Genomic DNA, 9,459 nt, shown 5'->3' with positions numbered 1-9,459 from the left:
TGCACTACCCCCGAACCCTGGCGGCGCTGTCGATTATCGCCTTCGTCCTCTGGCAGCTGTGGAGCCTGCTACCCCAGGTCGATGCCCATGCCACTCATCCGCCAGCGCCGAGTGACCACTTACACTGATCGTCGCGCCCTTGACTCAGCTCAAGGGCGGCGCGGGCCCCAGCCGCTAGCATAGGACTATCGCTTCGGCCGGAGAGCCCCATCATGTCCTTGCCCTATCCGCTACCGCCCTCCACGGCCTGGGACGCCGAGCTGATTCGTCGCTATGACGTCAGCGGGCCCCGTTATACCTCCTACCCCACGGCGCTCTCCTTCGCGGAGTTCGGCCCCGAGGAGTTCACCACCGCCCTGGAGCGCGGCAATGCCTCGCGACGCCCGCTGTCGCTCTATGTGCATATTCCCTTCTGCCGGCGCATCTGCTTCTACTGCGCCTGCAACAAGATCGCCACCAAGAACACCGACCTGGCACGGCCCTACCTGACGCGCCTCGACCGGGAGATGGCGCTGACCAGCCGCCACCTGGACACCTCGCGGCCGGTCAGTCAGCTGCACTGGGGCGGCGGCACCCCCACCTTCCTGACCCTGGATCAGATGAGCGAGCTGATCGATCGCCTGGATGCCCGCTTCGGCCTCTCCGGCGACCGCGACCGCGACTACGCCATCGAGATCGATCCCCGGGAGGCGGACGTGCTGACCCTGCGCCACCTTCAGGCGCTGGGCTTCAACCGCCTGAGCCTGGGGGTACAGGATCTGGATCCCCGGGTGCAGAAGGCGATCAACCGGGTCCAGCCCCGAGTGCTGACCGAGAGCCTGATCGACGAGGCGGCGCGCCTGGGCTTTCACTCCCTGAACCTGGACCTGATCTATGGCCTGCCGTTGCAGACCCGGGCGAGCTTCGCCGCGACCCTGGAGCAGGTGATCGAGCTGGCCCCGGCACGGCTCTCCATCTTCAACTATGCCCATCTGCCGGAACGCTTCGCCCCGCAGCGGCGCATCGCCGCCGCCGACCTGCCCGGCGCCGAGGAGAAACTCGGCATCCTGCAGGACACCATCGAACGCCTCCAGGACGCCGGCTATGTGCATATCGGCATGGATCACTTCGCCCGCCCCGAGGACAGCCTGGCCGTGGCCCAGCGCCAGGGCAGCCTGCAGCGCAATTTCCAGGGCTACTCCAGCCACGCCGACAGCGACCTGGTGGGCCTCGGCGTCTCCGCCATCAGCCGCGTCGACGACGTCTATGCCCAGAACCCCACCGCCCTGGGCGACTACGAGGCGGCCCTGGATGCGGGTCACCTGGCCACCGTCAAGGGGCTGCGCCTGAGCTTCGATGATCGCCTGCGGCGCCACGCCATCGAACGCTTGATGTGCGACATGGCCCTGGACCTGGGAGCCCTGGGCGAGGCCTTCGGAGTGGACGCCGAGGCCTACCTGAGCGATGCCCTGGCGCGCCTGGCGCCCGCCCTGGCCGATGGCCTGATCATTCGTCGCGGCCCGCGCCTGGAGGTAACGGCGGCGGGGCGCCTGCTGATCCGCCACCTGGCCATGGCCTTCGATGCCCATCTCCCCGGTCAAGGAGGGAGCCGCTATTCCCGGGTGCTATAAGGGAGGCGAGAAGATAACGTCAGGCTCGCCTTGCCCAGCGTCCAAGGTGCTGCACTTGGGGCGCCGGCATCATGCCAAAGTGCGAGACAGGAAGTGACGAGATAACCGCCGAACGTCAGGCTCGCCTTGCCCAGCGTCCAAGGTGCTGCACTTGGGGCGCCGGCATCATGCCAAAGTGCGAGACAGGAAGTGACCAGATAACCGCCGATAACGTCAGGCTCGCCTTGCCCAGCGTCCAAGGTGCTGCGCTTGGGGTGCCGGCATCATGCCAAAGTGCGAGACAGGAAGTGACGAGATAACCGATGAACTCGCTTTGCCCACCGTCCAAGGTTCTCCATAATGGGGGGTGTAGTCCCGTCACGGAGAGACCCATGCCGCATACCGCCCTGGAACGCCGCCGCGCCCGTCTGCAGCAGCCTCACTGTCAGACCTGCAGCCTGGCGTCGCTGTGCCTGCCCCTGGCGCTGCAGCTGGAGGACCTGGATCAGTTCGATGCGATCATTCGCCGCCGCGCGCCCCTCAAGAAGGGCGAGATGCTGTTCCGCCAGGGAGATGCCTTCACCAGCGTCTTCGCGGTCCGATCCGGCAGCCTCAAGCAGGTGACCAGCGTCGGCGGCGAAGAGCAACTGACCAACTTCTATCTGCCCAGCGAGCTGGTGGGCCTGGACGGCATCGACGAATCCAGCTATCCGGGCAGCATGGTGGCCCTGGAGACCACCACGGTGTGCGAGATTCCCTTCGACCGCCTCAACAGCCTGGCCGAGGACCTGCCGGAGCTGCGCCTGCAGCTCTACCGCAGCATGAGCAAGGAGATGCGCGACGATCGTCGCATGATCCGCCTGCTCTCCCGCAAGACCGCCGACGAACGACTGGCCAGCTTCCTCACCGGCCTCTCCGAGCGCTTCCGCCGCCGCGGCTACTCCGCCTACAGCTTCCGTCTCTCGATGTCCCGGGCCGATATCGGCAACCATCTGGGTTTGGCGGTGGAGACGGTGAGCCGCATCCTGGGGCGCTTCCAGAGCCAGGGCCTGGTGGCGGTTTCCGGGCGAGAGGTCAATATCCTCGACCTCGATACCCTGGCCCAGCTCGCCGAAGGCGAAGGCTGCATCTAGCCCCGCAAGCGGGATCGCGACCTAATATGAATCGCCCCCATGGCAAGGCCATGGGGGCGATGTTTCTTCCGGCTTAGGGCTTCGAGCTCCGAACGCAGTCCGGGGGGCTTACAGCTCCTGAAAGAGGTCGATGCGGTCGGCCTGCATCCTGGCCTGCTTCGCCTCCAGGCCGGCGAAGTCGAAGAGTTCCCGATCGGCCAGCTGGGAAGGCGCCACATTGGTGACCGCCTTGAACATGTTCTCCAGGCGCCCCGGGTGCTTGGCCTCCCACTCGGCGAGCATCTCCTTGACCACCTGGCGCTGCAGGTTGGGCTGGGAGCCGCAGAGGTTGCAGGGAATGATGGGGAATTCCATCAGCCGCGAGAACTCGGCGATATCCGCCTCCCGGCAGTAGGCCAGGGGGCGGATGACGATATTCTTGCCGTCGTCGGAGAGCAGCTTGGGGGGCATCGCCTTGAGGCTGCCGCCGAAGAACATATTGAGGAAGAGGGTCTCGAGGATATCCTCGCGATGGTGACCCAGGGCGATCTTGGTGGCACCGATCTCCTCGGCGAAGCCGTAGAGGGAGCCGCGCCGCAGCCGCGAGCAAAGCGCACAGGTGGTCTTGCCCTCGGGGGTCTTCTCCTTGACCACCGAGTAGGTGTCCTTCTCGAGGATATGGTAGTCGACGCCCAACTGGTCCAGGTACGCCGGCAGCACATGCTCGGGGAAACCGGGCTGCTTCTGGTCCAGGTTGACGGCCACCAGGGAGAAGTTCACCGGGGCGTTGCGCTGCAGGTTGCGCAGGATCTCCAGCATGGTGTAGCTGTCCTTGCCACCGGACAGGCAGACCATCACCTTGTCGCCTTCCTGGATCATCCCATAATCGATGATGGCGTTGCCCACCTGGCGACGCAGCCGCTTCTGCAGCTTGTTGAACTCGCGCTTCTGCTTGGCCAGGGTCGCGGCCTCCGACGCCGGTTCGGCATCGTGGGGGCGGGCATCCGTCAGGGTCGACATGGTCACACCGGGGTTGGAGAAAATGGGGCAATATTCTAGCACCCCGCCCCGAGACTGCCTATGCCGCCAACCGGCGCAGCGACGTCGCTTCACTGGCGAATCCGGCGCCTACCTAGCCGAAAGGGTCGCTACCCCACCAGCCCCCGCTGCACGCGAGTGTACATCAGCGCCGTGGTCACCGCGTCGCCCAGGGCGGTATGACGCCCCATCACCGGCACCTCCAGGGCCTCGGCCACCGCCTCGAAGCGCAGGTTGGGAATCAGCTCCGGTCGGCTGCGGCGCAGCGCCTTGGCATAGGCCTGGGAGACCTCGACCCGGGCATTGGGCAGCTCGAAGCCCAGGTGGGCGCGCAGGTAGCGGTTGAGGATCGCCAGGTCGAATTCCAGGCACCAGCCCACCAGGGGGCGGTTGCCGACGAAATCGAGGAACTTGGCCAGGGCCGCCTCGATGGAGTCGCCCCCCTCCAGGTCGATGCCGCGCAGGCGATGGATGCGGATCGAGTCGCCGGAGAGCGAGGCGGGGCGGGCCAGGCGCAGATCCAGCGACTGGCTGGTCAGCACCCGGTCGCCCTTGAGGCGCACCGCCGCCAGGGAGACCAGCTCCGCCCGGCGGGTATCCAGGCCGGTGGTCTCGCAGTCGATGGCCACCATCTCGTCGCCGGTGTAGGGGTTGAACAGCCAGCCATACTCGCCATTCGCCTGGCGGCGGCGGTCGCTGACACGACGCAGGGCCCTCAACATGGCAGTTTCCTTGTCCTTGTTATGCTCATGAATATTCCAGGTGATAGCGCTGGGAGAGGCGCTGCTTGAAGTCCTTGACCATATGCAGCGCCTCGCGCAGCAGGTCCCGTTCCAGGGACGACAAGCGCTGCACCACCACCCGATTGGTGTCCTCGCCCTCGTGCTCGCCATGCAGCCGCGCCAGTTGTTGCTTGAGGCGCAGCTCGGTGCACAGCGCCAGGGCCTCGCCCAGGTCTTCGGCGAAGCGCGCCTCCAGGCGCCCGTCCGCGGCCAGCGCCTCCAGGCGCGCCAGGGTCGAGGTGGGGCGAATGCCTCGCTCCAGTGCCAGGGTGCGCACCCCGTGAACGATGGGGAAGATGCCGCCCTTCTTGATATCGATACCGTGCTGGGGCTTCTTCAGCGAGCCGAACAGGGTCAGCGGCGTGGAGAAGCGCAGGGCGGTACGGGCGAAATAGGAGAGCAGGATCTCGTCCCGGGAGCAGCGGGCGAAGAGTTCGTCGCGCAGGGCATCCAGCAGGGCCGGGTTGCCGGCCACGCCATGGGCGTCCAGCAGGATGGCCAGCTTCATCAGGCTGTCGCCATCGCGGGCCTCGGCCCAGCCCCCCAGGCGCTGCTTCCAGCTCGAGAGGCTGGCCACCCAGGCCGGGTTGGAGACCATGATATTGCCGGGACAGGGCGGATAACCGAGGCGAATCAGGGTCTCGGTAAAGGCATTCATCTGCTCGCCCAATCCCGGCCAGTCCAGGTCATCGGCGAGGATCAGGCCGTTGTCCTGGTCGGTCTTGAGGATCTGCTCGCCGCGCCCCTCGCTGCCCATCACCATCAGGCAGCTATCGGCGCGGTAGCGCTCGTCCACCATAAAGGTCCAGGCCTTGCTGATGATGCGCCCATTCAGCGCCGCCAACAGGTCCATGGCGAAGCGCAGCTTGACCCCCTGGGCCATCAGCGCCTGGACCAGCTCCGGGGTCCGGGCGCTGGCCCGCACCAGTTCCTCCAGGCTGTCGGCCTGCTCCACCTGCAGGCTCACCACATAGCTGCGGCTGGAAAAATAGCTGAGCACATCGGTGAGCTCCACCACCCCCACCGGCCGCCCCCCCTCGACCACCACCACTCGCGCCACCTCATGGCGGGTCATTTCCACCAGGGCCTGGAAGAGGTACTGGCCGGGCGTGGCGGTGATCAGGGCGAAGTGGGCGATGCCCGCCACCGGGCTGGCGGCGCTCAGCCCCTGTTCGACCAGGGCATTGAGCAGGTCGGTCTTGGTCAACATGCCGAAGCGCTCGCCCTCCTGCACCAGCAGGCTATCGGCGCGACGCTCGTTCAGGGCCGCCACCGCCTCGGCGATGCTGGTCTCGCCGCCCAGGCGCAGGGGCTCACGCATGCACTCCTCGATGCGCGCCAGCATAAAGCCGGCCATGGTCACGCCCCCCTCGGCGCGCCGCTCGGTCAGCAGGCGTGCCTTGTGGGAGAGGCTCTGGCGGAAGAATTCGGCGAAGGGTGGGTAGTGCTCGCCGAGTTCGCGGAACAGCGCCTTGGGCAGCAGATAACAGAGGCTCTCCTGCTCCGCCTTGAAACGGTAGCGGCTCTTGCCATTGAGAATGCTGATGGCACCGAACAGGTCGCCGGCGGTGTAGTGACCGATCCGCGAGGTGGCGCTGGGCAGGGTCGGATCGAGTTCCGCCACCTCGCCCTTATGGATCAGGTAGACGTATTCACCGGGCTGTCCCGCATCGAGAATCACCTCATCCCTGTCGAAGTAGGCCAGGTCGACGCCGGCTCGCACGCGCTCCCGTCCCGCCTCGTCGAGCAGGGTGAAAGGGGGCTGGGAGAGATCGACATCGACCATGGGGCGCCTCGGGACGAGAGGAGAGTCCTTGCAGAGTAGCAAAGCCATCGACCCACTAACTGCTAGACCAATGTCCTACCTCGAGGGCCAGGAACGCCGCCTTCGACCATAGTCACATTCGCGACGTTAGACCATGGTTCAAGTCGCTTTTTGGCATCGACTTTTGTCCTGGCCTTTTACCCCCGATCCGCGCCTATACCATCGTCCAATGCCTCCTTCACCCACCCGGCACCAACACCACCAACAACGACACAAGCCACTGAAAATAAATGGATTTTTAAATAAGAAGGCATTAAGTAAAAAGTCGTGATACCAAAGTCTGGGATTTCTTTTTGCCGACCTTTGACCACTATCAATCAGGCACATTTCGGCCGACTAACCCACCGAAACCACTCTCGATCTCCCTTAACCCAAGAACAAACGGAGAGCATCACTATGGCAGATGAGAAATCCAATGCCTCGGCCTACTGGTCGGCGAACGTCCGCCTGATCACCGGCTGCCTGATCGTCTGGGCCCTGGTCTCCTACGGCTGCGCCATCCTGCTGCGCCCGTTGCTGGCCGGTATCCCCGTGGGCGGCACCGACCTGGGCTTCTGGTTCGCCCAGCAGGGATCCATCCTGACCTTTATCGGCATCATCTTCTTCTACGCCTGGAAGATGAACAAACTCGACAAGAAGTTTGGCCTGGGGGAGTAAGCCGACTATGAGCCAATTTGCCATCAACCTGCTGTTCGTGGGGGCCTCCTTCGCCCTCTATATCGGCATCGCCATCTGGGCGAGGGCCGGTTCCACCAAGGACTTCTATGTGGCGGGCGGCGGCGTCCATCCGGTGACCAACGGTATGGCCACCGCCGCCGACTGGATGTCCGCCGCCTCCTTTATCTCCATGGCCGGCCTGCTGGCCTCCGGCGGTTACGCCAACTCCACCTTCCTGATGGGCTGGACCGGCGGCTACGTCATCCTGGCGATGCTGCTGGCGCCCTACCTGCGCAAGTTCGGCAAGTTCACCGTGCCGGACTTTATCGGTGACCGCTTCTACAGCAAGACGGCACGCCTGGTGGCGGTGATCTGCCTGATCGTCGCCTCGGTGACCTATGTCATCGGTCAGATGACCGGCGCCGGCGTGGCCTTCTCACGCTTCCTCGAGGTGCCCAACACCGCGGGCATCTGGATCGCCGCGGCCATCGTCTTCCTCTACGCCGTGTTCGGCGGCATGAAGGGCATCACCTACACTCAGGTGGCCCAGTACATCGTGCTGATCATCGCCTACACCATCCCGGCGGTGTTCATCGCCCTGCAACTGACCGGCAACCCCATCCCCATGTTCGGCATGTTCAGCACCCACACCGAGTCCGGCGTGTCGCTGCTGACCAAGCTCGACGAGGTGGTCAATGCCCTGGGCTTCCGCGACTACACCGCCGACGTGGACAACAAGCTCAACATGGTACTGTTCACCCTGTCGCTGATGGTGGGTACCGCGGGCCTGCCCCACGTCATCATCCGCTTCTTCACCGTGCCCAAGGTGGCCGATGCCCGCTGGTCCGCCGGCTGGGCCCTGGTGTTTATCGCCCTGCTCTACCTCACCGCACCGGCGGTGGGCTCCATGGCACGCCTCAACCTGATGACCACCGTCTATCCGGAGATGACCGGCCAGGTGGAGGACTACGATAGCGCCGCCGGCGAGGCGATCCTCTATGCGGAGCGTCCCGATTGGGTACGTACCTGGGAGGAGACCGGCCTGATCACCTTCGAGGACAAGAACGCCGACGGTCGCATCCAGTTCTATAACGACGCCAACCCCGACTTCGCCGCCACCGCCGAGGCACGTGGCTGGGAAGGCAGCGAGCTGACCGTCAACAACGATATCCTGGTGCTGGCCAACCCGGAGATCGCCAACCTGCCCCCCTGGGTCGTTGGCCTGATCGCCGCCGGCGGTATCGCCGCGGCGCTGTCCACCGCGGCGGGCCTGCTGCTGGCCATCTCCTCGGCGATCAGCCACGACCTGATCCGCAGCATGATCAACCCCAATATCAGCGAGAAGGGCGAGATGCTGGCGGCGCGGATCTCCATGGCCGGGGCCATCCTGCTGGCCACTTACCTGGGCCTCAACCCCCCGGGCTTCGCCGCCCAGACGGTGGCCCTGGCCTTCGGTATCGCCGGCGCCTCGCTGTTCCCGGCGCTGATGATGGGGATCTTCTCCAAGCGGGTGAACAACAAGGGTGCGGTCGCCGGCATGCTGGCGGGCCTGATCGCCACCCTGCTGTATATCTTCACCTACCTGGGCTGGTTCTTTATCCCCGGCACCAACTCGCTGGCCAACACCCCGGATAACTGGATCCTGGGCATCTCGCCGCTCTCCTTCGGCGCGGTGGGGGCGATCATCAACTTCGCGGTCGCCTTCACGGTCTCCCGGGCCACCGCGGAACCGCCCCAGGAAATCCAGGACCTGGTGGAGAGCGTCCGCTATCCCAAAGGCGCGGGTGTCGCCACCGGCCACTGACGTCCCGGTACCTTCTGGGCCATAATGGCCCCCTGGCCCGGCATGCCGGGCCAGTCGATTCCCACCGCTCGGGCTTCCCATGGGAAGCCCGAGCGCTTTACGCAAGGAACTCCGATGATTTGGCACTTGATCGCCGCCATCTTCGCCGGCCTCGGGGCCGCGGGCCTCGGCCAGCTGCTGCGCCTGGCCAGCGGCAAGCGGCTGCCCCGCTGGCTGGTGCCGGTGTGCGCCGGCCTGGGCATGCTGGGCTATCAGATCCATACCGAGTACCGCTGGTTCGATCACAAGCGCGCCCAGCTGCCGGAAACGGCCCAGGTCGTGCAGGTGGAGTACGACGCCATGTTCTGGCGCCCCTGGACCTACCTCTTCCCCATGGCCACCGCCTTCAGCGTGGTCGATGCGCAGAGCCTGGTGGCCCAGGAGGGAGACGAGGGGCGGCGCGTCGAATTCCTGCTCTATCGTTTCGAGAAGCAGGTTCAGGACCGGGTCAGCCATCAGGCCTGGCTGATGAACTGTGCCACCCGCGAGACCCTGCCACTGGAGGGCGAGTCCCGCCGCCCGCGGGTCGAGGCGATGCGCCGGCTAAGCGAACAGGCCCCGCTCTATCGGGCGATCTGCCACGACGACCAAGCGGCGCCGTAACGACACCCGG

General features: G+C 65.5%; 8 protein-coding genes. 5 read left to right on the top strand and 3 right to left on the bottom strand.

Features of this window, described 5'->3' with window-relative positions; all coding sequences use genetic code 11:
* Positions 1-212: 212 nt before the first annotated feature.
* The gene (hemN, locus tag HPA02_RS17430; protein WP_146804477.1) at positions 213-1,610 is read left to right on the top strand and encodes an oxygen-independent coproporphyrinogen III oxidase; all 1,398 of its coding nucleotides are present in this window, start codon (positions 213-215) and stop codon (positions 1,608-1,610) included.
* A 371-nt stretch (positions 1,611-1,981) separates the two neighbouring features.
* On the top strand, positions 1,982-2,722 hold the full coding sequence (gene fnr, locus HPA02_RS17425; RefSeq protein WP_146804476.1) for a fumarate/nitrate reduction transcriptional regulator Fnr: 741 nt from the start codon (positions 1,982-1,984) through the stop codon (positions 2,720-2,722).
* Positions 2,723-2,830: 108 nt separating this feature from the next.
* Here the strand turns inward: fnr and ttcA are convergent, their stop codons facing one another.
* The 3 genes from ttcA to HPA02_RS17410 form a co-directional block, all read right to left on the bottom strand.
* On the bottom strand, positions 2,831-3,721 hold the full coding sequence (gene ttcA, locus HPA02_RS17420; RefSeq protein WP_244945963.1) for a tRNA 2-thiocytidine(32) synthetase TtcA: 891 nt from the start codon (positions 3,719-3,721) through the stop codon (positions 2,831-2,833).
* Between the two features lie 128 nt (positions 3,722-3,849).
* Positions 3,850-4,461: a 3'-5' exonuclease gene (locus HPA02_RS17415; protein ID WP_146804475.1), complete on the bottom strand. Its 612-nt coding sequence runs from the start codon at positions 4,459-4,461 to the stop codon at positions 3,850-3,852.
* Between the two features lie 25 nt (positions 4,462-4,486).
* On the bottom strand, positions 4,487-6,307 hold the full coding sequence (locus HPA02_RS17410; RefSeq protein WP_146804474.1) for a putative nucleotidyltransferase substrate binding domain-containing protein: 1,821 nt from the start codon (positions 6,305-6,307) through the stop codon (positions 4,487-4,489).
* 435 nt (positions 6,308-6,742) lie between these two features.
* On the opposite strand from HPA02_RS17410, the gene HPA02_RS17405 reads away from it, so the two are divergent.
* The 3 genes from HPA02_RS17405 to HPA02_RS17395 all read left to right on the top strand — a co-directional run bounded on the left by HPA02_RS17405 (position 6,743) and on the right by HPA02_RS17395 (position 9,449).
* Positions 6,743-7,003: a DUF4212 domain-containing protein gene (locus HPA02_RS17405; protein ID WP_146804473.1), complete on the top strand. Its 261-nt coding sequence runs from the start codon at positions 6,743-6,745 to the stop codon at positions 7,001-7,003.
* A gap of 7 nt (positions 7,004-7,010) precedes the next feature.
* Positions 7,011-8,807 carry a sodium:solute symporter family protein gene (locus HPA02_RS17400; protein ID WP_146804472.1) on the top strand — a complete coding sequence of 599 codons (1,797 nt, stop codon included), beginning with the start codon at positions 7,011-7,013 and terminating at the stop codon, positions 8,805-8,807.
* 114 nt (positions 8,808-8,921) lie between these two features.
* Positions 8,922-9,449 (top strand): hypothetical protein, encoded by a 528-nt coding sequence (locus HPA02_RS17395; RefSeq protein ID WP_146804471.1) that lies wholly within the window; start codon positions 8,922-8,924, stop codon positions 9,447-9,449.
* Positions 9,450-9,459 lie beyond the last annotated feature (10 nt).

Origin of the sequence: Bisbaumannia pacifica (assembly GCF_007989625.1) — a bacterium.
In the GTDB taxonomy this organism is placed as follows: domain Bacteria; phylum Pseudomonadota; class Gammaproteobacteria; order Pseudomonadales; family Halomonadaceae; genus Bisbaumannia; species Bisbaumannia pacifica.
The sequence above is the reverse complement of the archived record's forward strand: the minus strand, read 5'-3'. Positions and strand labels throughout refer to the sequence as shown.